The organism is Streptomyces sp. ISL-96, assembly GCF_018614035.1.
Lineage (GTDB): Bacteria > Actinomycetota > Actinomycetes > Streptomycetales > Streptomycetaceae > Streptomyces.
Genome location: NZ_JAGGPA010000067.1, coordinates 1 through 25667 on the forward strand (window position 1 = coordinate 1; position 25667 = coordinate 25667).

The window sequence follows — 25667 nt, forward strand, 5'->3', positions numbered from 1 at the left end:
GCGCCGCCCCGGCCCACCGACACTCGAGCTCCCGGGACGGCCCGAAACCCCCAGAAGCAAGCCTTGGTTCGCGACCCCGCCACCCGGAAGCTGCCCCCGCCCCTTCCCGCCCCTTCCCGCCCCCCCCAGGGCTAGAAGACCGACAAGCCCGTCAGGGTCGTGAAGCGGTCCAGCGCCGCCACTCCCGCCACCGAGTTTCCGCGCGCGTCCAGCCCCGGGCTCCACACGCACAGCGTGCACCGGCCCGGTACCACCGCGACGATCCCGCCGCCCACCCCGCTCTTGCCCGGCAGTCCGACGCGGTGGGCGAACTCGCCTGCCGCGTCGTACGTGCCGCATGTCAGCATCACCGCGTTGATCTGCTTCGCCTCGCTGCGCGTCAGCAGGCGGGAGCCATCCGCCCGCAGCCCGTGGCGGGCCAGGAAGCGCGCCGCCAGCGCCAGGTCTGCGCAGCTCATCTCGATCGCGCACTGCCAGAAGTAGTGGTCGAGGAGAGTGGGGACGGGGTTCGTGATGTTGCCGTACGACGCCATGAAGTGCGCCAGAGCCGCGTTGCGGTCGCCGTGGGCGGACTCCGAGTCGGCTACCTCCTGGTTGAACGCCAAGTCCGGATTGCCGCTCTCCTCGCGGAGGAAATCCAGGAGTTCCGAGCTCGCATCGCCCGTCAGGCTCTGGAGGCGGTCCGTCACCACCAGCGCGCCCGCGTTGATGAACGGATTGCGCGGGATCCCGTTCTCGTACTCCAGCTGCACCAGGGAGTTGAACGGGTTGCCCGAGGGCTCACGGCCCACGTGCGCCCACAGGTCGTCGCCGCCCGCGGCCAGTACCAGCGCCAGCGTGAAGACCTTGGTGATCGACTGGGTGGAAAAGGGGCGCTGCCAGTCCCCCACTCCGTACACCCTGCCGTCGACATCCGCGATGGCCATGCCGAAGTGGCGCGGGTCGACGGCAGCGAGCGCCGGGATGTACTCGGCGGGTTTGCCCGTGCCGAGCTGCGGTGAGACGTCCTGCGCGATCCGCTCCAGGACTGACTGGTAGTTCACCACGACCTACCGCTGCCTACTGCGGCTTGGTGCCGCGGTGCAGTGCTACGACCCCGCCCGTCAGGTTGCGCCACGCGACCTTCGACCAGCCGGCCTTCTGGAGCCGGGCCGCCAGCGCGGGCTGGTCGGGCCACTCGCGGATGGACTCGGCGAGGTAGACGTACGCGTCCGGGTTGGACGAGACCGCGGTCGCCACCGGCGGCAGCGCGCGCATCAGGTACTCCATGTACACCGTCCGGAACGGCGCCCACGTCGGGTGCGAGAACTCGCAGATCACTACGCGGCCGCCCGGCTTGGTCACCCGGTACAGCTCGCGCAGTGCGGCGTCCGTGTCCTGGATGTTGCGCAGGCCGAAGGAGATGGTGACGGCGTCGAAAGTGTCGTCCTTGAACGGGAGTTTCGTTCCGTCGCCCGCGGTGAACGGCATCCACGGGTGTCGCTGCTTGCCGACCCGGAGCATGCCGATCGAGAAGTCGCAGGGCACGACGTACGCCCCGGCCTGCGCGAAAGGCTGCGAAGAGGTGCCGGTTCCGGCGGCCAGGTCCAGGATCTTCTGGGCCGGGCGGGCGTCCACCGCCTTGGCGACCTCCTTGCGCCAGATCCGGTCCTGCCCGAGGGAGAGGACGTCGTTGGTGAGGTCGTAGCGTTCCGCCACTTCGTCGAACATCGAGGCGACTTCGGCGGGCTTCTTGTTCAGGGATGCGCGGGTCACGCGGTCCATTGTGCCGGTCCCGCCGCGGCGGCAGCCGCGCAGGCCCGGCGATCCACCGCACGGTCTCCGCCGTCAGCGGCGCAGGGCCTCGGAACCGACCGCGCCGATGACCAGGCGGATCGCCGCGAGGAAGTGGAACAACTGGCTCAGGTCGCCGCTCCCGCCCGGCGGCCTCAGCGCCGCCGGTGCACCAGTCGGCCGCCCAGCACCGTCGCGACGCACGTGCCGGCCCCGCGCATCCGCAGGGCCGCCTCGTCCGGTACGTCAAAGACCGCGAGGTCGGCGCGGGAGCCGACGGCGAGCGGGGACGCGGCCACGGAAGCGAGCGGGGCGCCGCCGGCCAGCGGGTCAAGACGGGTATCGGTATCGGTACCGGCGCCAGTGCCGGTACCTGTGCCAGTGCCGGTGCCAGTGCCAGTGCCGGTACCGGTGCCAGAGCCAGTGCCGGTACCCGTAACCGTGAGGCCCGCCCGCTGCACCGCCCGGAGGACGGCCGGGATCAGGAGCGGGCCGGTGACCGCGACCACGCCATGGGCCAGCAGTTTCTGCGTGCAGCGGCGGGCGCTGTTGCCCCAGCGGGCCTCGGTCATGCGCAGCGCGGCCAAGGCGTCGCCTGTGAGGGGATCCCGTCCGAGTTCGTCGAACTCGCCCGGCTCCTCGGGGAAGTAAGCGTGCTCCAGCAGAAAGCCGCCGCGGTCGTGGCGCAGCCCCGGGGTGAGAACCCCGGGCCAGCGACGGACGCGGGCCGTCGGCCGGGCGGCGGTCACTTCGTCATACGGGCCGAGCGCGACGACCGTCGTCCCGTCGACGGCGACCGCGCCCCGCTCGACCGGCTCCCCGGCGACGGGGACGACCAGGTCGGCGGCGTGAATCGTCAGCAACTCGGCTCCCCGACAGTCAGGTCAGCTGGTGCTGAGGATCTTCAGCTCGGGGTGCGCGGTGCCGCCCTCGATGGCCGTCGACGAGAGGTGCGAGACCACGTGGTCGTCGACCGGGTCGTTCGCCGGGTCGTCGTGCACGAGGATGTGCTCGTACGTCGTCGTCCGCTGCGCGGGCACGCGCCCGGACCTGCGGATGAGATCGATGATCTCCATCCGGTTGGACCGGTGCTTGGCCCCGGCCGACGACACGACGTTCTCCTCCAGCATGATCGACCCGAGGTCGTCCGCGCCGTAGTGCAGCGACAGCTGGCCGACCTCCTTGCCGACCGTCAGCCAGGAGCCCTGGATGTGCGCGATGTTGTCGAGGAAGAGGCGCGCGACGGCGATGAGGCGCAGGTACTCGAAGAGCGTGGCCTGCGTGCGGCCCTTCAGCGCGTTGTTCTGCGGCTGGTAGGTGTACGGGATGAAGGCGCGGAAGCCGCCCGTCCGGTCCTGTACGTCGCGGATCATCCGCAGGTGCTCGATGCGCTCGGCGTTGGTCTCGCCCGTACCCATGAGCATCGTCGACGTCGACTCGACGCCGAGGCGGTGTGCGAGCTCCATGATCTCCAGCCACCGCTCGCCGGACTCCTTGAGCGGCGCGATGGCCTTGCGCGGCCGCTCGGGCAACAGCTCGGCGCCGGCGCCGGCGAAGGAGTCGAGACCGGCGGCGTGGATGCGCCGGATCGCGTCCTCGGCGCTCACGCCGGAGATACGGGCCATGTGCTCGACCTCGGAGGCACCGAGGGAGTGGATGACGAGCTGCGGGTACGCCGCCTTGATCGCGGCGAAGTGCTCCTCGTAGTACTCGACTCCGTAGTCCGGGTGGTGCCCGCCCTGGAACATGATCTGCGTACCGCCGAGCTCGACGGTCTCCGCGCAGCGCCGCAGGATGTCGTCGAGGTCGCGGGTCCACACCTTGTCGCTCTTGGGCGCGGCGTAGAAGGCACAGAACTTGCACGCGGTGACGCACGAGTTCGTGTAGTTGATGTTCCGCTCGATGATGTACGTCGCGATGTGCTCGGTACCGGCGTATCGGCGGCGGCGCACGGCGTCGGCGGCCTGCCCGAGCGCGTGCAGCGGCGCGTGGCGGTACAGCTCCAGCGCCTCTTCCGGGGTGATCCGCCCACCCTCAGCGGCGCGGTCGAGGACGGCTGTGAGGTCGGCCTTCTCAGTCACCGGAGTGTCCCTTTCGGCAGGGTGTGGACGGACCGGCCCAGCCTACGCCAGCCCCTCGGGTGAGCTTCGGGCACCCGGTTGACGTTGACGTGGCGGGCGGGGCGTGCATCGCAGTACGCTCGCCGTATGGCTGAGACATCGCGCGTGACCATCACGCTTCCCACTGAGCAGGTGCAGGCTCTGAAGAAGATGACGGACAACGTTTCTGGGTACGTCGCCGATGCTGTGGCACGACGCATCAGAAGTGAGTTGCTCGCCGAAGAGATGCGCCGCTATCAGGAGGAGTACGGCGAGTTCACCGCTGAGGAACTCGCACAGGCTCGCGCCGAGATCTACGGGCATGGCGAGACCGAAACCGGGTCAGCTGCGGCATGAGCAACGAGCACTTCTCCACCGTTGTCCTGGACAGCGAAGGCCTCTCGGGCTGGGTAAGCAGAGACCGCAAGATCACCACGAAGGTCGAGGTGTTCAGGCAGGACGGCTCGGATGTGGTCATCAGCGCAGCCACGATCATCGAGGTCACGCACGCGAAGGTCAGCACTGCCCGCCTGAACTGGCTGCTGTCCCAGATCAATATCGAACCACTCACCGAGAAGGCATCCCGAGCAGCCGCCAAGCTCCTCAAGGACGCCAACCTGCACGGCCACAAGTACGCCATCGACACGATGGTCGCCGAAGTGGCCCTGCGCCAGCCAGGACCGGTCGCCATGCTGACCTCGGACACCGACGACATGCGCAAGCTCTGCGGACGCGCAGTACACCTGGTCGGCATCTGACCGCCGCCCGGTCCGCCGCGTCGGACCGCCGGCAGCGGGGGCCCGTCTTCAGCGGTCCAGGCGGCGCAGTGAACCCGCCGGGTTCCCGGTTCCCTTGCCCTGGGCCCTGACGGTCAGCGTTCCGTCCTTTTCGAGCGTGTACGTGACCTGTACGGTGCCGCTCGCGCAGCCGGGGGTGGAGGGGCGAGACGGGTCGGCGCGGTCGGTGATGCGGAGTTTGGTCGCGGTCACGGAGGCCAGTTCGCCCAGGCCGTTGCACTTGAGCGGGCCGAAGGTGTTCGTCGTACGGGCCACGTCGTCGCCCTTCGTGCCGCCGCTGATCTTGACGGAGTACTGGCTGGCGACGCCACCCGCCGTAACGCTTCCCTCCCACGTGCCGGTGAAGGCCTTGGGCACGCCGGCCGCCGCGGCGGGGGGAGGGGTGTCCTGGCCGCCGCTGTCCTTCTCGGCGTTGGAGTCGTTGCCGGAGAGCCCGCTCAGGTAGATCGAGCCGCCCACGGTCACGACCGCCAGCGCCCCCGCGACGGCGAGAACCACCGTGCAGCTCCTGCGGCGGCCGCGGCCCCGGTCGCCGGGGGCGGAGTTCTCGGTGGTCAGCGAGAACGAAACGCGGCCCGCCGAATCGGACGCGGACGCGGACGCGATCCCATTCCCATTCCCATTCCCATTCCCATTCCCACTCCCGCCCCCGAAGGAAGCCGGCGGCGGCCCGAACGTGCCCACCACGCCCACCGCCGGGCTGCTGAACGGCACCGGCCCCGAGTCCCCCGGCGGCGCCGTCGCCGGTTCCAGGTCCAGCAGCCGCACCGCCGCCCGCCCCGCCCGCTCGACCAGCGGCCCCGGCAGCCACCCCGCCGCCACCAACTGCGCGGCCCCGCCCGGAGCGAGCCGCCGCGCCACGTCCTCCGGGGACGGCCGGTCCGCCGCCTCCTTCGCCAGGCAGGCGCCGACCACCTCGCGCAACTCGCCGTCCAGCGCCTCCAGCCCGTCCAGCCGCGGCTCCTCGTGCACCACCTTGTAGAGCAACGCCGCCGAGGAGTCGCCCGGGAACGGTGCCTCGCCCAGCGCGGCGTACGCCAGCACCGCACCCAGCGAGAACACGTCGGCCGCGCCCGTCACGTCCTTGCTGAGGATCTGCTCGGGCGACATGTAACCGGGCGAGCCGATGGACACGCCGGTGGAGGTGAGCGAGGCGGTGCCGTCGGTGGCGCGCGCGATGCCGAAGTCGATCAGCCGGGGTCCGTCGAGCGTCAGCATGACGTTCGACGGCTTGACGTCCCGGTGTACGAGACCGAGCCCGTGCACCGCGCTGAGCGCCTCCGCGAGCCCCGCGCCCAGAGCGCGCACGGCGTACGCGGGCAGCGGCCCGGCGTCGGCGACGGCCGCCGTCAGCGTGGGGCCGGCGACGTACCCGGTGGCCACCCACGGCACAGGGGCGTCAGGGTCCGCGTCCAGCACGGGCGCCGTCCAGGCGCCGCCGACCCGCCGGGCCGCCGCCACCTCGCGCCGGAAGCGGGCACGGAACTCGTCGTCGAGCGCGAAGTGCGGATGCGCGACCTTGACCGCGACCGTACGTCCACCCGCGCTGCGCCCGAGATATACGCGGCCCATGCCGCCGGCGCCCAGCCTGCCGAGGATCCGGTACGCGCCGATGGTCTGCGGATCACCCGCGTCGAGCGGCTGCATGCCCTCGTCCTCCCCCGTACCGCCAACTGCCGACTGCCTGCTGTCGCCAGCAGCCTAGGGGGCGACGTGGTCGACGAGCAGTTCAGCCGGGCGGTTCAGCCGAGCAGTTCAACCGTCACGTCGGCCGGGAACCCGGTCGTCGGACCGGTCCGGCGCGCGAATTCCCGTACGCCCGCCAGCTGCTCGGCACCGAAACGGAAGTCCAGCGTCGTGAAGTAGCGCTCCAGCAGCTCCGCGTCGAAGACCTCCCAGCGGGCGGCCTGCTCGGCGACCTTGCCGACCTCCTCCAGGGACAGATCGCGGGAGGTCAGGAACGCCTCGTGGACCTTCTTCACGACGTCCGGCTCACGCGCGAGGTAGTCCTTGCGCGCCGCCCACACCGCGAAGACGAACGGGAGCCCCGTCCAGTCCTTCCACATCTGCCCCAAGTCGTGGACCTGGAGGCCGAGCCGGGGCGCGTCGTGCAGCGCGGCCCGCAGCGCCGCGTCGCCGATCAGCACGGCCGCTTCCGCCTCCTGCATCATCAGCCCGAGGTCGGGCGGACACGTGTAGTAGTCGGGCTGTACGCCGTACTGCTCGGCCAGCAGCAGCTGCGCCAGGCGCACCGACGTACGCGAGGTCGAACCGAGCGCGACCCGGGCTCTGTCGAGCTGCTCCAGCGGCACCTGCGAAACGATCACGCACGACATGACGGGCCCGTCGCAGCCGACCGCGAGGTCGGGGAAAGCGACGAGATCGTCGGCGTTGCGCAGGAACTCGACGAGGGTGACGGGCGCGATGTCGAGATCGCCGCGCACCAGTTGCTCGCTGAGCCGCTCGGGGGTGTCCTTGGACAGCTCGAAGTCGAGAAGGGCTCCCGTACGGGCCAGCCCCCAGTAGAGGGGCAGGCAGTTCAGGAACTGGATGTGGCCGACACGTGGCCGGCTGCGACGGTGGTCGACAGCAGTTGAATTGTCCACATCGTGAGGCTAGACCTGCCCGCCTCCGGGACCGACGGCGGGGCGGACGCCGGGGCCGACGGGGCGAGTCGGGGCTCCCTCCCGAAGATCACCGGCCGGCTCGCCTGAGACCTCTCGGGAGACCTCCGCATTACCTGCGAAAGGCCTACTGGAAGACGCCGTCAAACTTCCGGGTGACGTGATCTTTCCCTCTTCCACTCTCCTGAGAGTGCGTGCTACGATCGCCGCAAGTTGCAGTTTGGTTTCCCTTGCAGTACAGAGCCTGCGGAGCATGTAACCCGCAGGCTTTTGTAGTTTTCAGACTTCTTTGCAGGTTCTGGAGCAGGGCAACCCTTTGGCCCATGGGAGGGCTTATGGCTACCGGAACCGTCAAGTGGTTCAACGCTGAAAAGGGCTTCGGCTTCATCGCCCAGGACGGCGGCGGCCCGGATGTCTTCGTCCACTACTCCGCGATCAACGCGTCTGGTTTCCGCTCGCTCGAGGAAAACCAGCAGGTGAACTTCGACGTCACGCAGGGCCCGAAGGGTCCGCAGGCGGAGAACGTCACCCCGGTCTAGTTGCCCGGCCGACCGGATCGCGGTCGATGTAGCAGTACCCAAGGAGCCCCGTTCCGCGAGGAACGGGGCTCCTGCCTGTGTACGGACAGGCAGGCACAGCACGGTCACCCGGCGTCGTACAGCGCCTCTATCTCGGCGGCGTACCGCTCGACGACCGCCCGCCGCCGGACCTTCAGCGTCGGCGTCAGTACGCCGCTGTCCACCGTGAAGTCCTCGCCGAGTACGGCGAAGGCCCGGATCCGCGCCGGCCGCGAGACCCGCGCGTTCGCCGCGTCGACCGCCTCCTGGACCAGGGCCCGGAGGGCGTCGCGGTTACCGGGGGCACCGGGCTCGCGCCCCTCGCGGGCCGCCCACCCGGCGATCTCCTCGGCATCGAGGGTGATCAACGCGACGGGGTACGGGCGACGGTCGCCCACCATCACCACGTGTGAGATGAGCCGCGACTCCTGCTGGACGGCCTGTTCGACCAGCGACGGAGTGAGGTTCTTGCCGCTGGAAGTGATGATCAAGTCCTTCTTGCGCCCAGTGATCTTGAGATACCCGTCCGCGTCCAGCGCCCCGAGGTCCCCTGTGTGCAGCCAGCCGTCCGCGTCGACCGTCTCGCGCGTCGCGGCGGCCCCATGACCTTCCCCGTAATAGCCGGGGAAGACCATGGGCCCGCGCGCCAGCACCTCACCGTCGTCCGCGATCCGGACCTCGCAGCCCGCGATGGGGCGGCCGACCGTTCCGTAACGGACCGCGCCCGGGTGGTTGAGCGAGATGACGCCGCCCGACTCGGTCATCCCGTACCCCTCGAAGACCTGGATGCCGCAGGCCCGCAGGAAGTCCATGACCTGCGGGGCGATGGGGGCTCCCCCGGTCAGCGCCCAGCGCAGCTCGCCGCCGAAGACGTCCCTGACCAGGCTGTACAGCCGCCGGTCGGCTTCCTCGTACGCCCCCACCAGCTCCTTCGGCAGCCGCCCCTCCGCCGCCAGCACCCCTATCCGTACCGCTTCCTCGAACCGCTCGCGCCCGCCCTCCTGCTGCTCGGCCAGCGACAGCACCACCGAGTGCACCTTCTCGAACAGCCGGGGCACGGACGGCAGATGCGTCGGCCGCACCTCGGCCAGCTCGCTCACGACGTCCTCGATGCGGCCGCCGAAGTAGCGGAGCTCGCCGCCGTACAGCAGGGTCGTGAACTCGATGAGCTGGGCGAGGAGATGGGCGAGCGGGAGATAGAGGTACGTGCGGTCCCCCGGCGCACCGTGAATCACATCCAGGTTGGCTTCGAGCACGGCCCCGAAGTTGCCGTGGGTGAGGCAGCAGCCCTTGGGGAGCCCGGTGGTCCCCGACGTGTAGACGATCGACGCCAGATCACTGTCCACGACGTCGGCGGCCCGCACGCCGAGCACCTCCACGGATTCCTCCACGGTGGCGGCCGGACCCGGCAGCGCGCGGAGTTCGTCCATCAGGAAGACGTGCCGGACGGCCGGCGTCTTGGAGCGTACGCCCGCCACCCGCACCGCCCGCTCGGCGTTCTCGCAGATCACGACCGTGGCGCCGGAGTCGGCGAGGACCCAGGCGAGCTCCTCGTCGCCCGCCGTCGGATAGACGGGTACGACGACCGCGCCCGCCGCGAAGACCGCGAAGTGCGCGTACGTCCACTCGACGCGGGTGTCGGAGAGGATCGCCACGCGGTCGCCCGCCCCGACACCGGCGGCGGGTCCGATCAGCCCGCACGCGATCTCGCGGACGGTGTCACGCAGTTCGGCGTACGAGACGGGCGGCATGCCCTTCGCGCGCAGCGCCGGATGGTCGCCGTACCGCTGCCCCGCCCACTCGGTGAACACCGCGAGCGTCTTTGGCCGTCGAGTTCCACTGATGCGACTCATGCGTCCGACGGTAGGTACGACCGGAGGCCGTGGGGGATGACGGGAAACGTCACCACCACTGACCTCGCCGCTCATCCCCGCTACCGTCGTTGACCATGGCGAAGCGGACGATCACCGTGCACCATGTACGGGCTGTGCTGCGCGGCGCCGAGCGCCGTGGCATCGACACGGTGCCGCTGCTCCAGGCGGGCAACATCCCGCCGCTGCTCCTGGGCGACGACCGGGCGCGTGTCACGGCGGCGCAGTTCGCGGCCCTGTTCCGGGCGCTGTACCGCACCACGCAGGACGAGTTCCTGGGGCTGGCCTCCGTACCGAGCAGGCCGGGCACGTTCGCGATGATGTGTTACGCCGTGCTGGGCTGCCGGGACCTGGGGGCGGCGGTCGAGCGCGGAACGGCGTTCTACGGCCTGTTCCCGGGCGGCCCGGACCTCGAACTGCGACGAGCGGGAAGCGAGGCGGCGTTCACCGTCCGTATCGCCCCGGACCGCGACGAGGACCGGTTCCTCACCGAGTGCCTGCTGATCATCTGGCACCGGCTGTGCAGCTGGCTGATAGGCCGCCGCATCCCGCTGCGCTGGGCCGACTTCCCCTACCCGCCGCCGGCGCACAAGGACGAGTACGACACGCTGTTCGGCTGCCCGGTCCACTTCGGCACCGACCGCACGGGCGCCGGATTCGACGCGCACTGGCTCACTGCCCCGCTCGTACGGGATGAGGCGGAACTGCACGCGATGCTGAGACGCGCGCCCTTCGAACTCCTCAGCCGCCGTGAGTACGGCACGACGGTGGCCGAACAGGTCCGCCACACCCTGGCCCAGTCGCTGCGCGCCTCGCCCCGCCTCCCGTCCCTCGGCGAGACGGCGACCCGCCTGGCGGTCAGCCCGGCGACACTACGCCGCCGCCTTCAGCAGGAGTCGACGTCCTTCCAGCAGCTGAAGGACGCGGTACGCCGCGACGCGGCCATCGCGGGCCTGGCAGAAGGCCGCGAACCGATCGCGGAACTGGCAGCGAGACTCGGCTTCTCCGAGGACACGTCCTTCCACCGCGCCTTCCGCCGCTGGACGGGTACGACACCGGGGGCATACCGGGTGGGGACGCCGGACGCGGCCACCGAAGCGGCGGACGAGACCCGTGCGAAGTAGCACCAGGAGGCGGAAGGCGCGGCGTGGGGCGGGTCCGGCGCAAGCTGAGCTGCTGGCTCGACTCTCGCGGCCGACGGCAGGCCGGTGGGTGGGGCGCGGCAGTTGAATGGGGTGACTCGGCCCCAGGCTCAGCGGCTCACGGGCGGTGGGCAGTTGGGCTTCATGCCCCGTTTCTGGGCTGGGTGGGTGGGGCGCACCGGCCCCTGGGGGAGGTCAGTCGACGGAGCTGCGGGCCAAACCCGCACCATGCGGAGCAGCGGCCATCCAATATCCCCACATACCGCCCACCTGGCAGCCGCTTTCCCGCAGTAGTCGCGGGTTGATCGCACCAAGGGCACCTAGCCGCACTGTCGGTACGAAGCGAACACACCCTACGAACTCAGCTATTGACGTACTGCTGGGAGAATTCGCCGGTGGGGGCGATGGGCGTGATGACGTCGATCAGGACGCCATTGGGGTCGACCACGATGAAGTGCCTCTGTCCGAATTCCTCGCTACGGAGTTCGAGGACGGGATGCAGCCGTTCACGAATAACGAGCCGGTCCCATTCCGCGTCCACGTCCTCCACTTCGAAGTTGAGCAGCAGGCCCTGTGCAGGGACGCGGTAGCCGTCGGGAATTGTTGGGTGCGTGTGGTCGAGGAGGGCGAGTTCGTACGCGGGATCTCCCGGTCGTCGCAGGCTGACATACCAGTCGGCCTCGAACGTCGCCTCGAAGCCCAGCAGCCGGGTGTAGAAGTCGCGGGACTCTTGCAGCTTCGCTGTGCCGATCACGGGATAGAAGCCGGTCAGTTTCATGCCTGAACCCCTTCGCATACCATCGGTATGCAAGTGAAGCTATTCGCGTACCGTCGGTATGTCAATGAGGAGTGCGATGGGGCAGCACGGCATCCGGGCACAGCAGCGGGAGCAAACCAGGCAGGCGTTGTTGCGGGAGGGCAGGCGCCTGTTCGCGGACAGCGGTTACGGCGCGGTGGGTCTGGCGGAGATCGTCCAGGCAGCCGAAGTGACGAAGGGTGCGCTCTACCACCACTTCACCGGCAAGGCGGATCTCTTCCGCGCGATCCTTGAGGAGTTGCAGCAGGAGGTGGGCCGGCGGGTAGCTGCGGCCGCCGACGCCCATGACGATCCCTGGACTCAACTGACGGCCGGTTGCGAGGAATTTCTCGCCTCGACCACCGATCCAGGCATCCAACGGATCATGCTCGTCGACGGACCTGCCGTGTTGGGGTGGACTCAATGGCGGGCGATGGACGAGGCAAACTCGGCCCGCCACCTCGCCGACGCGTTGACCTCCCTCATCGACGCAAGGGTCATTGCCCCACAGCCAGTCGCCCCGCTGGTCCATCTGCTGTCAGGCGCGATGAACGACGCGGCCCTGTGGCTGGCCTCCTCCTCCGACCCCGAAGACCTCGCTCACACCACAGCCGCATTGGGACAACTCCTCCAGGGCCTGCGGACCGGCTGACGCGGAACGCGATTAACCCCGCACTTGGTGAATCCGGGCGCCTCTTCAACCCCACCAGTCCCAGCCATACCGCTTCCGTCATCACGGGAGCGTTTCGACCCACGATCCCACATCAGCACGGTGCTTGAAGGCCGGCCGGGCACCGAACGGGGGTGGGCGCCGAACCGTCCCGAGTCGCCCCATTCAACTTTCGCGCCCAGCCTGCAGACTGGCCGGTCCGCAGGTCGCCCCATCGACCGGTCGCCGAACTTTCATCGGTGCGCGTGTGCGTCCGGAATGGGGATGCCGCACCAACAACCGTCGCCGCACCCGCCGAGACTGGGGCCGAGCCGCCCCCTCAACCTTCCGCGCCCCACCCACACACCCGCCGCTCGGCAGCGATAGCCGAGCCAGCAGACGGGCCTTGCGCCGGGCCCGCCCCCGGGGGCCGCCCCCCGTAAAGAACCAGCGGTGGAGGGGTGGGTGTCAAGGGTGGCCCGCAGGGTCATCGCGCAGCGACGCGACGCAGGACGCCCTTTACACCCACCCCGGAACCGCGAAACTCCCGAAAGGGCGGCCCCACCAGCAGAAGCAGCCAACGCCCCCGGCCCCGCCCCGAGTGGCTCTCCAGTGGCTCGCCGGCTCCGCCGCGTCCCTGCTTCGCTCCTGAGTCGTTGATATCCGGGGTCAGCAAAGCTGAGCTTCCCGGTCAGCTCCATACCTACCGGTCAGTCAGTACTGTCTCGGCAACGACCCCAGCCCCCCTCGGAACGTTGGGAGAGCCGTATGAGTCACATGACCCGCAACCGCACCCGCACCCGAAGCCGCAATCGCCCCCGCACCAGAGTGGTAGCCACCCTCACCACCCTGGCCGCCCTCGCCTTCACCGCAACCGCCGCCGCCACCCCATCCGCCACCGCCACCGCCACCGCCACCGCCACGCCCGCCCCCGGCGACCTCCTCACCTCCGCCCCCACCTCCTTCCACCCACTCCCCAACCAGCCCACCAACACCAACGCCTGGCACATCACCTACCGCTCCACCACCGCCAAGGGCGCCCCCAACGTCGTATCCGGCACCGTCATCGTGCCCAAGGACGGCCGCACCGGGCCGCGCCCGCTCGTCACGTACGCCGTCGGGACCGTCGGGCTCGCCGATCAGTGCGCGCCGAGCGCCGGGTTCCCCCACGGAAAGACCACCGAGGCCAACCTCATCAACCAAGCCGTCCAGCGCGGCTGGGCCGTCGCCGTCACCGACTACGAAGGCCTCGGCACCCCCGGCGACCACACCTACACCGTCGGCCGCGCCGAGGGCCACGCCGTCCTCGACGCCGCCCGCGCCGCCCTCCGCCACCCGGAAGCCGGCCGCAGCGGCCTGAGCGACGACTCACCCGTCGGCATCATGGGCTACTCGCAGGGCGGCCAGGCCTCCAGCTGGGCCGCCGAACTCCACGACTCGTACGCCCCCGAGCTCAACGTCAAGGGCACGGCGACCGGCGGCGTACCGGCCGACCTGCTCGAAGTCGCCGACTTCAACGACGGCAACATCGGCGCTGGCCTGATCCTCATGGCTGCCACCGGTCAGAACGCCGCGTTCCCCGAGCTGGAGCTCGACAAGTACCTCAACGCCAAGGGGCGGGTCTTCGTCGACTTCATGAAGAAGAACTGCGTCGCAGTCGACACCGTCGCGGGCCTCTTCCAGCGCGTCTCCGACGTCACCGTCACCAGCCCGCTCGACCAGCCCGACTGGCAGCAGCGGCTCAACGAGTCGAACGTCGGCAAACGCGCCCCCGGCCACCCCGTCTACCTCTACCACGGTGGCCTCGACGAGCTGATCCCGTACTCCGTCGGCAAGCAGCTGCGCGCCGACTGGTGCGGCAGGGGTGCGAACATCCAGTGGCGCTCCCACCCCCTCCTCGGGCACATCGGCGCGGTGACCGCGGGCGCGCTCCCGGCAATGGACTGGCTGGGCGAGCGTTTCGCCGGCAAACCGACCCAGGGCAACTGCCAGTAATCACAGCGAGGGGCGCCCGCATCCCGGGCGCCCCTCCTCACGCCTCACGCGACCGAACCTTCACGCCTGGGCGTACCCGTACAACCCCGCGATCTCCTCCCCGAAGTCCCGTACGATCGCCGCCCGCTTCAGCTTCAGCGACGGCGTCAAGTACCCGTTCTCCTCCGTGAAGTCGACCGGCAGCACCGCGAACCGGCGGATCGACTCCGCCCGCGACACCAGCCGGTTCGCCTCGTCGACCGCCCGCTGCAGCGCGGCCCGCAGCTCCTCGTCGTCGACCAGCTCGCTCAGCGGTACGTCCTGCTTCTTCGTCATCTGGCGCCAGTGCCCCAGCCCGTCCGGCTCAAGCGTCAACAGCGCGGTGATGTACGGGCGGTTGTCCCCCACCACCAGGCACTGCCCCACCAGCGGATGCGCCCGGAGCCAGTCCTCCAGGGGCGCCGGAGCGACGTTCTTGCCCGCCGACGTGATGATGATGTCCTTCTTGCGGCCGGTGATGGTCAGATACCCGTCGTCGTCGAGCGCCCCCAGATCGCCCGTCGGGAACCAGCCCCCGTCCCGCGTCACGTCCACGGGCGCCTGCCGCTCCCGGTCCCAGTAGCCGCTGAACACCTGGCCGCCGCGCAGCAGCACCTCGCCGTCGTCGCCGATACGGACCCCCGTACCCGGCAGCGGCCAGCCGACCGTGCCGAGGCGGGGCTTGAGCGGCGGGGTCACGGTCGCGGCCGCCGTCGTCTCCGTCAGTCCGTACCCCTCGAAGATCTCGATGCCGGCGCCCGCGTAGAACGACGCGAGGCGCCGCCCGAGCGGCGAACCGCCGCAGATCGCGTACTTCACCTTGCCGCCCAGCGCGGCCCTGATCCGCCGGTAGACCAGCGGATCGTAGAGCGCACGGGCCGCGCGCAGCGCGAACCCCGGCCCTTCCCCCACTCCATGCTCCTGCGCCTCCACCGCCTGCCCGTACCGCTGCGCGATCCTCGACGCGCGGTCGAACGACGAGGCGCGGCCCATCTTCTCGGCGGTCGCGCGGCCGGTGTTGTAGACCTTCTCCAGTACGTACGGGATGGCCAGCAGGAACGTCGGCCGGAACCCGGCCAGGTCGCTGAGCAGGTCCTCGGTCCGGATGCTGGGCGTGTGCCCGAGCCGTACCCGCGCCCGCATACAGCCGATCGCGACCATCCGCCCGAAGACGTGCGACAGCGGCAGGAACAGCAGTGTGGACGCCGGTTCCTTGCTCACCGACTTGAAGACGGGGTGCAGCAACTCGATCGAGTTGTCGACCTCGGCGAAGAAGTTGGCATGGGTGAGGACGCAGCCCTTGGAGCGGCCCGTCGTGCCCGAGGTGTAGATGAGGGTGGCGACCGTATCCGGCGAGAGGCCGGCGCGGCGCGCGGTGATGACCGCGTCGGGGACGGGAACGGCCCTGCCCGCCGCCCGCAGCCGGGCGACCGCACCCGTGTCGAACTCCCACAGGTGCGCGAGGTCGTGGAGGTTCTGCCGCTCGTGGCTGATGATCCTGGCCTGCTCGGCGCTCTCGACGGCGCAGGCGACCGCGCCCGAGTCCTGGAGGATCCAGCGCGCCTGGAAGGCGGAGGACGTGGGGTAGATGGGGACGGTGACCAGGCCCGCCGCCCAGGCGGCGAAGTCAAGGAGCGTCCATTCGTACGTCGTACGGGACATGATCGCGATCCGGTCGCCGGGCCGCAGCCCCTCCGCCACCAGCCCTTTCGCCACCGCGAGCACGTCGGCGGCGAACTCGGCAGCTGTCATGTCGCGCCAGGTGCCGTCACTCTGCTTGATGCCCAGTACGGGGTCGGCGGGGGCCTCGCGGGCGTTGTGGAACGGGATGTCGGCGAGCGACCCGCGTCGTACGGGCGGCACGAGCGCCGGCACGGACACCTCCCGCACGACGCCGTCCACTCGGATCTTGTCGGGGCTGCGCTGCTGTACGGAAACGGGACCGGCAACGGAAACGGCCAACGATTCGGACTCGGGCTCGGACTCGGACTCGGACTCGGGCGCGGGGTGCATCATCTCGACCTACTCCTGACCCTTGAGTAACCTTACTCCGGAGTAAATCTACGACCGCGCAGGGAGTCTGGACAATGACCTCGCTCGTACCACTCCTCGCACTCGGGGCACTCACGTCCCCCCTCAAGCGCAAGGTCTCTCCCACCACCTCCCTCCCCGCCACCCGGCTCACGCTCCGCCACACCCTCGTCGATCACGGCCAGTTGGCGGCGTACGCCCGCATCTGCGGCTTCCCCTGCACCGATCCTCTCCCGCTCACCTACCCGCACGTCATCGCCTTCCCCCTCGCCCTGCGCGTGATGACGCGGCGCGCCTTCCCCCTGCCACTCACCGGCCTGGTCCACACGAGCATCGCGATCACCCGCCACCGCGCCATGCACCCGGACGACCGCCCCGAACTGACCGTGTACGCCGCCCACTTGAGCCCACACCGGCGCGGCACCGAGGTCACCATGGTCACCGAGGCCCGCCTGGCGGGCACCCTGGTCTGGGAGTCGCGCAGCACGTACCTGGCCCGCCACCCCACAGAAAACACCGGCACCCACAGCCTGACGACGGACCAGCACGCCCCGCCGCTCCCCGCCGTCACCACCTGGGACCTGCCGGGCAACCTGGGCCGCCGCTACGGCGTCGTCTCCGGGGACCTCAACCCCATCCATCTGCACCCGCTGACGGCGAAGCCCTTCGGCTTCCCGCGCGCCATCGCGCACGGCATGTGGACGTTCGCCCGCTGCGTCGCCGAGCTGGACCCAGCCGACGAGACGTCCGTACGGGCCGACTTCAGGGCGCCGGTCCTGCTCCCCGCCGCAGTCACCTACGCGGCTGCGGGAGGCGTGTTCCAGCTGCGCGGCCCGGACGGCCGCATCCACCTCACGGGAACACGATCGGACTCAGGCGCGAGGTGAAGGGCTCAGGCGCGAGGTGAAGGGCTCACGCGCGAGGTGAAGGCGCCCACCGCTGCCCGTTCATGAGGTTCTCCAGTCCCGCCCAGGCGAAGTTCATCAGCGTCGCGGCCGCCTCCTTCGCGGAGACGCCCGGCGTGCCGTTCCCCCACACCGCGAGCGACTCGGCGGCCCCCACCAGCGCATGGGCGAGGCCCGCCACTTCCCGCTCGGCCAGTTCCGAGTCGCAGTCCGCCTCGCGCGCAGCGGCGCCGATCAGGTAGGTCACGAAGGTGACGAGCTCCGAGCGCATCGCCGCCACCTCGTCGGCGAACGGCTCCCCGTGCGTGCGGGCCTGATTCTGCAGCACCGCCCAGCCGTCCGGGTTCTCCGCGGCGTGTGTGAAGAACGCCCGCAGCCCGTTCCACAGCTGACGGTCGGCAGGCACCCCCGGCTCGACTCCGGACCGTACCGCCGCGACAAGCGCACTCGCCTCGCGCCGGATGCAGGCCGTGAACAGCTCTTCCTTGGAGTTCAGATACAGGTAGACGAGCGGCTTGGAGACCCCGGCAAGCTCGGCGATCTCGTCCATCGACGCGGCCCGGTAGCCCCGCTGCCCGAAGGTCTGCACGGCAGCGTCCATCATCTGCTGCTCGCGCACGGCGCGCGGCATCCGCTTGCCCTTCACAGCACCACCCACGACCCAGATCCTCCCACCACGCAGCGCGGCTCACCGCATAGCGCGGCCTACTCCCCGGTAAGCGTACGGCGCTCCCGCTGCCCACAAACCGAAATGCCCCCGAACGCAGGGCGTCCGGGGGCACTTGAAACCGTTACGCGGGGACCGGAACAGCGTCCTTCTGCTCCGCGCCACGCACGTCGTCACTCGCGCCGTCACGCACGTCGTCACGCACCTCGTCGTACCCGTCGACCGGCGACGACGACGCCGAGTTGTACGCGTCGTGGTCGAGGATCTTCTCGCGAGCCGCGACGATGACCGGCACCAGGCTCTGCCCCGCGACGTTCGTCGCGGTCCGCACCATGTCCAGGATCGGGTCGATCGCCATCAGCAGGCCCACGCCCTCCAGCGGGAGACCCAGCGTGGAGAGGGTCAGCGTCAGCATGACCGTCGCGCCCGTCAGACCGGCGGTGGCCGCCGAGCCGATGACCGAGACGAAGGCGATCAGCAGGTAGTCCTGGATGCCGAGCTGTACGTCGAAGATCTGCGCGATGAAGATCGCGGCGAGCGCCGGGTAGATCGCGGCGCAGCCGTCCATCTTGGTCGTAGCGCCGAACGGAACGGCGAACGACGCGTACTCCTTCGGCACACCCAGCCGCTCGGTGACCCGCTGCGTGACCGGCATCGTCCCCACCGACGAGCGGGAGACGAAGGCCAGCTGGATGGCCGGCCAGGCGCCCTTGAAGAACTGGAGCGGGTTGACCTTGGCGACCGTGGCGAGCAGCAGCGGGTAGACGCCGAACATCACCAGGGCGCAACCGATGTAGACGTCGGCCGTGAAGGTCGCGTACTTGCTGATCAGTTCCCAGCCGTAGTCGGCGATGGCGAAGCCGATGAGGCCGACCGTACCGACGGGCGCGAGGCGGATGACCCACCACAGGGCCTTCTGGAGCAGCTCCAGGACCGAGTTGCTGAGCTTGAGGATCGGCTCGGCCTTCTCCCCGAGCTGAAGGGCGGCGATACCGGCGACGGCGGCCATGAAGACGATCTGAAGCACGTTCAGCTCAGTGAACGGCGTGATGACATCCGTCGGCACGATGCCGGTCAGGAAGTCGATCCAGGAGCCGGAACCCTCGGGCTTCTGACCGTCCTTCGGCGTCAGGCCCGTACCGGCACCCGGGTTGGTGAGCAGGCCGATCGTGATGCCGATGGCGACCGCGATCAGCGACGTGATCATGAACCAGAGCAGCGTGCGCGAGGCGAGCCTGGCGGCGTTGTTGACCTTGCGCAGGTTGGTGATCGACACCAGGATCGCGAAGAAGACGAGCGGCGCGACGGCCAGCTTCAGCAGCTGGACGAAGATGCCGCCGACCTGCTCCAGCGTCGTCTTGAGCCAGCTGATGTCCTGGCTGCGGGCGAGCCAGCCGAGCAGGACACCGAGGACCAGACCGGTGACGATCTGAGCCCAGAAGGGGAACTTGTCGGATATCCGGAAGCGGGTCTTCTGCTTCTCGGGCACGTTGTCGGGCGTGGTCGCGGAGTTCGCGGACACGGGCACACTCCGTTGATTACGTACGGGTTTACGCACGGGATGTTGGGGACGGGGGGTGCGGCGGCCGGAGCTGCACGGGGCGTGCTGAAGCTGTGGGCGGTCGCCGCTGCGTGATGTCGCTTCTGATGTCAGATGTGGCGGCGACAGGCCGCGGACATGCAGCGGCAGAGATCGACATGCAGGCGCGCCACAAGCACGAGCGGGACGCTCATGTCAGGGGAGTGCGCAGCTGCTGCCTTCATGCCGAGAACGTTAACACTTGCACTTTGGGAACATCAAAGCTGTTCTTTGGGTGCGTACGCCGACGCCCCGTCCCACCCCGTCCCGCAAACGCCAACACCCCAGCCCAGGACGGGTGTCCGGGACTGGAGTGCGGGCGGGACGGTCGTATGTGACGTACCTTACGCAGCACTTACTGCGTAAGGCCGTCCTCCTGCTTGCGGTTCGACTCCAGCTTGGCCTTCGCGCTGTCCACGCGCGCGACGATCCGCTCCGACATCGCGTCGCGCTGCTTGCGCAGCAGCACGAAGCTGAGCGGCGCGGAGACGACGATGGCGAGCATCAGGACCCACAGCAGGTTGGAGTCGCCCAGGCCGGCCGGCAGCACGCCGAAGTGGACCAGGCCCCAGATGGCGAAGAAGCAGCCGACGAAGATGCCCAGGCGCATGGCGGTGTAGCGGATCGTTGCGTGCTTGGTGCTCACGGGGGACCTTCTTCTCAACGGCACCTAAAGGGTCGCTACCAGTCAAACACAGGGCTCCAAAGCGCCGACCGCGCCCCTGCCTTTCCGGCACCGGCCGGCGTCACACCAGCTGCCGCACCATCACGATGTCGTCGCGGTCGTCCCCCGGAGCGACGCGGATCGCGCCGGGTACGCGCCCGACCTCCTTGTAGCCGCAGGAGGCGTAGAAGCGGTCCGCTCCCGTGCCGCCGCGGCAGGTCAGCCGTATCGCGTCGATGCCCTCGAAGCCGCGTACCGCCGTCTCCGTCGCGGCCATCAGGTCGCGCCCGTACCCCTTGCCCTGGTGGGCGGGGTGGACCATCACCGTGTAGAGCCACACCCAGTGCTTCATCAGCCGGTGGGTGTTGTACGAGATGAAGGCCGTCGCGGCGACGGCGCCCTCCTCGTCGTACCCGGCGAGCAGCCGCGTACGGCCTTCGCTCATGGCGGTGAGGTGCTTGACCCACTCGGGCCGTATGTCGTCGGCGATCACAGGAGGTACGAATCCGACGGCGCCGCCCGCGTTGGAGACGTCCACCCACAGAGCGAGGACGCCGTCACGAAGGCCGGGGCCGGTCTGCGGATCGAGTGCGAAGGTCAGCGGCATGCCTTCGACGATAAACGGATCAATTCAGCGCCTGCGCGGCTATCCGCAGGTCGGACACCAGCCCCTGATACGCCGCCTCACGGTCGTCGGCGCGCAGCACCGCCGACGGGTGGATGGTGGCGACCACACTTTCCCCGCGCCCTTCCATCGGCAGCAGCATCCCGCGCTGCTTGGTCACCCGGAACGAGGGCCCGAGCAGCGCCTTCCCGGCGGTCGCGCCCAGCACGACGATGATCTCGGGGTCGACCACCTTCAGCTCGGCGTCCAGCCACGGCTTGCACGCCGTCATCTCGCGCAGATTGGGCGCCTTGTGGATCCGGCGCTTGCCGCGTTCGGCGACGATCTCGAACTTGAAGTGCTTGACGGCATTGGTGACGTACGTGTCATCCGGATCGATCCCGGCCTCGTCCAGGGCCCGCGTCAGCACCTTGCCGGCAGGCCCGACGAACGGTTGACCCTGCCGGTCCTCCTGGTCGCCCGGCTGCTCGCCGAGCAGCAGGACCCGGGCGTGGTCGGACCCGGCGCCGAAGACCGTCTGGGTGGCATCGCGGTGCAGCGGGCAGCCGCGGCAGGCGGCCGCCGCCTTGCGGAGCCCGGGCAGTCCGGCGCGGCCGCCGGGAAGGAAGGGCTCGGCGGTGTACGCGTCCTCGGGCGACTCGCCAGGAGACCCAGGCGACCCAGGAGGCTCGGTGCGACTTGCCATGCGGGCCGGGTACCCCCCGGACCGCACGTCACACCGAAAACATCCCCAAATCACCCATAACCACTCGTGCGGCGCCGTACGACCGTCAGACCCGCATAGCCTGCGGCGACTCGCGCCGGTCCGCCTCCGGCCCCGGGTACTCGCGGATGATCTCGTACCGGGTGTTCCGCTCCACCGGACGGAAGCCCGCGTCCCGGATCAGCTCCAGCAGATCCTCACGGCCGAGCTTGTTCGGCGTGCCGTAGTTGTCCGCGTCGTGCGTGATCTTGTACTCGACGACCGAGCCGTCCATGTCGTCCGCGCCGTGCTGGAGCGCGAGCTGCGAGGTCTGCACGCCGTGCATGACCCAGAAGACCTTGACGTGCGGAACGTTGTCGAAGAGCAGCCGCGACACCGCGAACGTCTTCAGCACGTCCACGCCGCTCGCCATCGTCGTACGGGCCTGAAGGCGGTTGCGGATCTTGCCGTCCTTCATGTCCTCGAAGTCGTGCTGGTAGCGCAGCGGGATGAAGACCTGGAAGCCGCCGGTCTCGTCCTGGAGCTCGCGCAGCCGCAGCACGTGGTCCACGCGGTGGCGCGGCTCCTCGATGTGCCCGTACAGCATGGTCGAGGGGGTCTTGAGCCCCTTCTCGTGCGCGAGGCGGTGGATGCGCGACCAGTCCTCCCAGTGAGTCCTGTGGTCGACGATGTGCTGCCGGACCTCCCAGTCGAAGATCTCGGCGCCGCCACCGGTCAGGGACTCAAGACCCGCCTCGATCAGCTCGTCCAGGATCTCGGAGGCCGACATGCCCGACACGGTCTCGAAGTGGTGGATCTCCGTCGCCGTGAAGGCCTTCAGCGAGACGTTCGGCAGCGCCTTCTTCAGCTCGCTCAGAGAGCGCGGGTAGTAGCGCCACGGGAGGCTGGGGTGAAGACCGTTGACGATGTGCAGCTCGGTGAGGTTCTCGTTCTCCATCGCCTTGGCGAGCTTGACGGCTTCCTCGATGCGCATCGTGTACGCGTCCTTCTCGCCCGGCTTGCGCTGGAACGAGCAGTACGCGCACGACGCGGTGCACACGTTCGTCATGTTGAGGTGACGGTTGACGTTGAAGTGGACCACGTCGCCGTTCTTGCGCGTACGCACCTCATGGGCGAGGCCGCCCAGCCATGCCAGGTCGTCGGACTCGTACAGGGCGATGCCGTCCTCGCGGGTCAGTCGCTCGCCCGCCCGGACCTTCTGCTCCAGCTCCCGCTTGAGTCCGTCGTCCATCTCCGGCCGCCTCCCATTTGTCTACGAATCAGGCTTCGAACACGGTACGCCTAGCCCTCTTCGGGCAGTTCCCCGACCCGGTTCTCCCACTTCGTGGACAGAACAATGGTCGTCCGCGTACGCGAAACGCCCCGCGTGCCGGAGAGCCGGCGGATCGTCTTCTCCAGGCCGTCGACATCCCCCGCCCGGATCTTGAGCATGTACGAGTCGTCGCCCGCGATGAACCAGCAGTCCTCGATCTCCGCGAGATCGCGCAGCCTGCGGGCCACGTCCTCGTGGTCCGCCGCGTCCGACAGCGAGATGCCGATCAGCGCCGTGACGCCGAGACCGAGCGACTTGGCGTCGACCGTCGCGCGGTAACCGGTGATGACACCGGCCGCCTCAAGACGGTTGATGCGGTCGGTCACGCTGGGCCCGGAGAGCCCGACGAGCCGGCCGAGTTCGGCGTACGAGGCCCTGCCGTTCTCCCTGAGAGCCTGGATGAGCTGCCTGTCCACGGCGTCCATATGCCTGAAGCCTTCCATTGTTCAGCTGTACCGCGAGCTTATGTGTGCAATCTAAGGCGCGCAGGGCTCAACGCCCCGCAAATTCTTTCAGATGATCAAACAGAGCGTGCAGTCCGCCGCTAGTCCTTACGGGAACCACCGAGCTCACCTTCCCAGCGGCGGTACAAGCGGTGCGGCACCCCCGCCGCGTCCAGCACCCGCCCGGCCACGAAGTCCACCAGATCCTGGATGTGCGTCGCCCCCGCGTAGAACGCCGGGGAGGCCGGCAGCACCACGGCGCCCGCCTCGTCCAGCGCCACCATGTGCCTGAGGGTCTGCCCGCTCAGCGGCGTCTCCCGCACCGCCACCACCAGCCTGCGCCGCTCCTTGAGCGTCACGCTCGCCACCCGTTGCAGCAGATCCTTCGACAGCCCCAGCGCCACCCCGGCGACGCTCGCCGTTGACGCCGGCACGATCAGCATCCCCTTGGCCGGGTACGAGCCCGACGAAGGCCCGGCGGCCAGATCCCCGGCCGCCCAGTACCGCACGTCACCCACATCGGCCACGAACGTGTCGGGCTTCCCGTCCGCGCCGCGCGCGAGCCAGGTCCGCAGGTCCTCCTGCCAGTGCGCGTCCCGGAACGCGATCCCGGTCTCGTCCAGCAGCGTCAGCCGCGACGCCCGGCTGACCACCAGGTCCACGCTCTCGCCCGCGTCCAGCAGCCCGCGCAGCACGGCGGCGGCGTACGGCGTACCCGACGCCCCGGAAACCCCGACGACCCACGGCCTGCGTACATGTCCTGACTCCACGTGCCCGACCTTATCCGGGCGCCGCGTCGCGGAACCGAGTCAGGTGCCCCGGACGTTCCACTGACAGGCCGCACAGGCCGCACGTACAGCAGGGGGACGCCATGCGACCGACCACCGTCGAACAGAGCCGGAGCCGAAGCCACCGCGCCAAGACCGCCGCCGCGCTGATGCTTGGCTGGATCGCGCTGCTGTGGATCCTGGAGGCGCTGGACGCGGCGACCGGCGCCCTCACCACGTACGGGCTGAGCCCACGCGACGTCACCGAGCTGCGCGACGTACTCCCGATGTCATTCCTCCACCACGGCTTCGACCACCTCGCGTCGAACACCGTCCCGCTGCTCATCCTCGGCTTCCTGGCCGCCCTGAGCGGGATTCGCCGCTTCCTCGCCGTCGTCCTCACGATCATCCTCGTCGGCGGCCTGGGCGTCTGGCTCACGGCGCCCGATTACTCCAACACGGCGGGTGCGTCGGTGGTCGTGTTCGGCCTCTTCGGCTACCTGCTGGTCCGCGGCTTCGTCGACCGCAACGCCGTCGACGTCGTCATAGGCCTGCTGGTGGGCGCGGTCTACGGCTCGCTGCTCTGGGGAGTGCTCCCCACGAACACCGCCATCAGCTGGCAGGGCCATCTCTTCGGCCTGATCGGCGGCGTGCTGGCCGCGTTCCTCTTCCGCCGGCGCCGGTCGCCGGTCCTCACACGGTGAGGCCGCGCACCAGCAGATCCATCAGCGCACATCCAAACAGCGCGATCCCAATAAATCCGTTGGTCGAGAAGAACGCCCGGTTCAGCCGGGACAGGTCGTGCGGCTTCACAATCGTGTGCTCGTAAAGAAACGCCACAACCACCACCACCAGTCCCGCCCAGAAGAACACCCCCGCGCCGGTGGCCAGCGCGTACCAGGCCAACAGCACGGTCGTCACCGCGTGGCACGCCCGCGCGCCGTACAGCGCCGCCGGGACACCGAAACGGGCCGGCACGGACTTCACGCCCTCGGCGCGGTCCGCCTGGACGTCCTGGCTGCCGAAGATCAGATCGAAGCCGCCGATCCAGATGCCGACCGCGAGGCCGAGGATCACCGCGTCCCAGGACCACTCCCCCGTGATGGCGAGCCAGGCGCCGACGGGGCCCATGGCCTGGGCGAAGCCCAGAATGGCGTGCGGGAAGTTCGTGAACCGCTTCCCGTACGGATAGATCACCATCGGGATCACCGCGATCGGCGCCAGCGCCAGGCACAGCGGGTTCAGCGCGGCCGCGGCGCCAAGGAATATCACTACGGCGACGAGCGCGCCGGTCCACGCCGACCTGACCGAGACCGCGCCGGTGACGAGCTCACGGTTGGCGGTGCGCGGGTTACGGGCGTCGAGCTCGCGGTCGATGATCCGGTTGCACGCCATCGCGAAGGTACGCAGCCCGACCATGGCGATGGTGACAAGCAGCAGCTTGCCCCAGTGGATGTTCCCGTCCTGCTGGAACATCGCGGTGAGAGCGGCGATGTACGCGAAGGGCAGCGCGAAGACCGAGTGCTCGATCATCACGAGCCGCAGGAACGCCCGGGTCCTGCCGACCTGCGGGACCGAAGCCGCAGCGCTACTCACAGCCCGTACTCCGGTTCACCCCCGCGGAGGCGGGGAAACCCGGCCTCCGCACTG

At 69.5% G+C, this 25667-nt stretch carries 26 protein-coding genes; 8 read left to right on the forward strand and 18 right to left on the reverse strand.

Annotated elements, in window-relative coordinates:
* Positions 1-131 precede the first annotated feature (131 nt).
* The 4 genes from J7E96_RS31815 to mqnC all read right to left on the reverse strand — a co-directional run bounded on the left by J7E96_RS31815 (position 132) and on the right by mqnC (position 3854).
* Positions 132-1043, reverse strand: a complete 912-nt coding sequence (locus J7E96_RS31815) for a glutaminase (protein ID WP_215136505.1) — start codon at positions 1041-1043, stop codon at positions 132-134.
* Positions 1044-1059: 16 nt separating this feature from the next.
* Entirely contained in the window at positions 1060-1755 is a 696-nt protein-coding gene (locus J7E96_RS31820) for a demethylmenaquinone methyltransferase (RefSeq protein WP_214973343.1), read from the reverse strand.
* A gap of 173 nt (positions 1756-1928) precedes the next feature.
* Complete coding sequence (locus tag J7E96_RS31825) at positions 1929-2636, reverse strand: hypothetical protein (protein WP_215136507.1); 708 nt, start codon at positions 2634-2636, stop codon at positions 1929-1931.
* A 21-nt stretch (positions 2637-2657) separates the two neighbouring features.
* On the reverse strand, positions 2658-3854 hold the full coding sequence (mqnC, locus tag J7E96_RS31830; RefSeq protein ID WP_215136509.1) for a cyclic dehypoxanthinyl futalosine synthase: 1197 nt from the start codon (positions 3852-3854) through the stop codon (positions 2658-2660).
* A gap of 126 nt (positions 3855-3980) precedes the next feature.
* Here mqnC and J7E96_RS31835 point away from each other — a divergent pair, with 126 nt between their 5' ends.
* Complete coding sequence (locus tag J7E96_RS31835; RefSeq protein ID WP_215136511.1) at positions 3981-4229, forward strand: hypothetical protein; 249 nt, start codon at positions 3981-3983, stop codon at positions 4227-4229.
* Positions 4226-4630, forward strand: a complete 405-nt coding sequence (locus J7E96_RS31840; protein WP_215136513.1) for a PIN domain-containing protein — start codon at positions 4226-4228, stop codon at positions 4628-4630. The genes J7E96_RS31835 and J7E96_RS31840 overlap by 4 nt, the downstream gene beginning before the upstream one ends.
* Before the next feature lie 48 nt (positions 4631-4678).
* On the opposite strand, the gene J7E96_RS31845 is transcribed toward J7E96_RS31840, so the two are convergent.
* Together J7E96_RS31845 and J7E96_RS31850 are read right to left on the reverse strand one after the other, a co-directional pair.
* Positions 4679-6316: a serine/threonine-protein kinase gene (locus J7E96_RS31845; protein WP_215136515.1), complete on the reverse strand. Its 1638-nt coding sequence runs from the start codon at positions 6314-6316 to the stop codon at positions 4679-4681.
* A 95-nt stretch (positions 6317-6411) separates the two neighbouring features.
* The gene (locus J7E96_RS31850; RefSeq protein ID WP_215136517.1) at positions 6412-7275 is read right to left on the reverse strand and encodes a menaquinone biosynthetic enzyme MqnA/MqnD family protein; all 864 of its coding nucleotides are present in this window, start codon (positions 7273-7275) and stop codon (positions 6412-6414) included.
* A gap of 353 nt (positions 7276-7628) precedes the next feature.
* Between J7E96_RS31850 and J7E96_RS31860 the strand changes: the two genes are divergently transcribed.
* Entirely contained in the window at positions 7629-7832 is a 204-nt protein-coding gene (locus J7E96_RS31860; protein WP_003984261.1) for a cold-shock protein, read from the forward strand.
* 104 nt (positions 7833-7936) lie between these two features.
* Here J7E96_RS31860 and J7E96_RS31865 read toward each other — a convergent pair whose 3' ends face one another.
* Positions 7937-9703 carry a long-chain fatty acid--CoA ligase gene (locus tag J7E96_RS31865; RefSeq protein WP_215136519.1) on the reverse strand — a complete coding sequence of 589 codons (1767 nt, stop codon included), beginning with the start codon at positions 9701-9703 and terminating at the stop codon, positions 7937-7939.
* 95 nt (positions 9704-9798) lie between these two features.
* Here J7E96_RS31865 and J7E96_RS31870 point away from each other — a divergent pair, with 95 nt between their 5' ends.
* Positions 9799-10845, forward strand: a complete 1047-nt coding sequence (locus J7E96_RS31870; protein ID WP_215136521.1) for an AraC family transcriptional regulator — start codon at positions 9799-9801, stop codon at positions 10843-10845.
* A gap of 379 nt (positions 10846-11224) precedes the next feature.
* Here J7E96_RS31870 and J7E96_RS31875 read toward each other — a convergent pair whose 3' ends face one another.
* Positions 11225-11641, reverse strand: a complete 417-nt coding sequence (locus J7E96_RS31875) for a VOC family protein (protein WP_215136523.1) — start codon at positions 11639-11641, stop codon at positions 11225-11227.
* 76 nt (positions 11642-11717) lie between these two features.
* Between J7E96_RS31875 and J7E96_RS31880 the strand changes: the two genes are divergently transcribed.
* Positions 11718-12311 (forward strand): TetR/AcrR family transcriptional regulator, encoded by a 594-nt coding sequence (locus J7E96_RS31880; protein WP_215136525.1) that lies wholly within the window; start codon positions 11718-11720, stop codon positions 12309-12311.
* Between the two features lie 774 nt (positions 12312-13085).
* On the forward strand, positions 13086-14303 hold the full coding sequence (locus tag J7E96_RS31885; RefSeq protein WP_215136635.1) for a lipase family protein: 1218 nt from the start codon (positions 13086-13088) through the stop codon (positions 14301-14303).
* A gap of 60 nt (positions 14304-14363) precedes the next feature.
* On the opposite strand, the gene J7E96_RS31890 is transcribed toward J7E96_RS31885, so the two are convergent.
* Positions 14364-16337, reverse strand: a complete 1974-nt coding sequence (locus J7E96_RS31890; RefSeq protein WP_251070741.1) for a long-chain fatty acid--CoA ligase — start codon at positions 16335-16337, stop codon at positions 14364-14366.
* A 71-nt stretch (positions 16338-16408) separates the two neighbouring features.
* On the opposite strand from J7E96_RS31890, the gene J7E96_RS31895 reads away from it, so the two are divergent.
* Positions 16409-17239 (forward strand): MaoC/PaaZ C-terminal domain-containing protein, encoded by an 831-nt coding sequence (locus J7E96_RS31895; RefSeq protein WP_215136527.1) that lies wholly within the window; start codon positions 16409-16411, stop codon positions 17237-17239.
* 25 nt (positions 17240-17264) lie between these two features.
* Here the strand turns inward: J7E96_RS31895 and J7E96_RS31900 are convergent, their stop codons facing one another.
* The 8 genes from J7E96_RS31900 to J7E96_RS31935 form a co-directional block, all read right to left on the reverse strand.
* Entirely contained in the window at positions 17265-17888 is a 624-nt protein-coding gene (locus J7E96_RS31900) for a TetR/AcrR family transcriptional regulator (protein ID WP_215136639.1), read from the reverse strand.
* Between the two features lie 160 nt (positions 17889-18048).
* Positions 18049-19446, reverse strand: a complete 1398-nt coding sequence (locus tag J7E96_RS31905) for a dicarboxylate/amino acid:cation symporter (protein WP_215136529.1) — start codon at positions 19444-19446, stop codon at positions 18049-18051.
* A 412-nt stretch (positions 19447-19858) separates the two neighbouring features.
* Complete coding sequence (locus tag J7E96_RS31910; protein WP_215136641.1) at positions 19859-20113, reverse strand: DUF4229 domain-containing protein; 255 nt, start codon at positions 20111-20113, stop codon at positions 19859-19861.
* Between the two features lie 136 nt (positions 20114-20249).
* The gene (locus J7E96_RS31915; protein WP_215136531.1) at positions 20250-20774 is read right to left on the reverse strand and encodes a GNAT family N-acetyltransferase; all 525 of its coding nucleotides are present in this window, start codon (positions 20772-20774) and stop codon (positions 20250-20252) included.
* Between the two features lie 19 nt (positions 20775-20793).
* Positions 20794-21477, reverse strand: a complete 684-nt coding sequence (locus J7E96_RS31920) for a UdgX family uracil-DNA binding protein (protein ID WP_215136533.1) — start codon at positions 21475-21477, stop codon at positions 20794-20796.
* 85 nt (positions 21478-21562) lie between these two features.
* A complete protein-coding gene (gene mqnE / locus J7E96_RS31925) occupies positions 21563-22726 on the reverse strand; it encodes an aminofutalosine synthase MqnE (protein WP_215136535.1) in 1164 nt (387 codons plus the stop codon).
* A gap of 50 nt (positions 22727-22776) precedes the next feature.
* Positions 22777-23232, reverse strand: a complete 456-nt coding sequence (locus tag J7E96_RS31930; RefSeq protein WP_069927547.1) for an Lrp/AsnC family transcriptional regulator — start codon at positions 23230-23232, stop codon at positions 22777-22779.
* A 119-nt stretch (positions 23233-23351) separates the two neighbouring features.
* Complete coding sequence (locus tag J7E96_RS31935) at positions 23352-24020, reverse strand: UbiX family flavin prenyltransferase (protein ID WP_215136537.1); 669 nt, start codon at positions 24018-24020, stop codon at positions 23352-23354.
* A 101-nt stretch (positions 24021-24121) separates the two neighbouring features.
* Here J7E96_RS31935 and J7E96_RS31940 point away from each other — a divergent pair, with 101 nt between their 5' ends.
* Positions 24122-24721 (forward strand): rhomboid family intramembrane serine protease, encoded by a 600-nt coding sequence (locus J7E96_RS31940; protein WP_215136539.1) that lies wholly within the window; start codon positions 24122-24124, stop codon positions 24719-24721.
* On the opposite strand, the gene mqnP is transcribed toward J7E96_RS31940, so the two are convergent.
* On the reverse strand, positions 24711-25613 hold the full coding sequence (mqnP, locus tag J7E96_RS31945; protein WP_215136541.1) for a menaquinone biosynthesis prenyltransferase MqnP: 903 nt from the start codon (positions 25611-25613) through the stop codon (positions 24711-24713). The genes J7E96_RS31940 and mqnP overlap by 11 nt on opposite strands.
* Between the last annotated feature and the right edge of the window lie 54 nt (positions 25614-25667).